This window comes from Ensifer sp. ZNC0028, assembly GCF_000799055.1.
Taxonomy (GTDB): domain Bacteria; phylum Pseudomonadota; class Alphaproteobacteria; order Rhizobiales; family Rhizobiaceae; genus Ensifer.
This window is the reverse complement of the sequence record NZ_JTLA01000281.1, coordinates 1-315: the sequence shown is the minus strand read 5'-3', so window position 1 is coordinate 315 and position 315 is coordinate 1. Positions and strand designations below refer to the sequence as shown.

The window sequence follows — 315 nt, the reverse complement described above, 5'->3', positions numbered from 1 at the left end:
CGCGGTGGAGGATGTCGACGATCGCCCAGGAACTGCCGGGAACCAGTTCGGCCGGCTTGAAGACGACGGTGTTGCCGTAACAAAGCGCCGGCGCGATCTTCCAGGCAGGAATGGCGATCGGGAAGTTCCAGGGCGTGATGATGCCGACGACGCCGACCGGCTCGCGGGTGATCTCGACGCCGATATTGGGCCGTGCTGACGGCAACACTTCGCCCGCCAGACGCAGGCACTCTCCGGCGAAGAAATCGAAGATCTGGCTGGCGCGCACCGTCTCGCCGATGCCTTCGGCCAATGTCTTGCCTTCCTCGCGCGACA

General features: G+C 64.8%; 1 protein-coding gene. It reads right to left on the bottom strand.

The window, feature by feature from the left end; all coding sequences use genetic code 11:
* A partial coding sequence (locus tag L981_RS33015; protein WP_043627271.1) for an aldehyde dehydrogenase family protein occupies window positions 1–315 on the bottom strand: 315 nt, incomplete at both ends.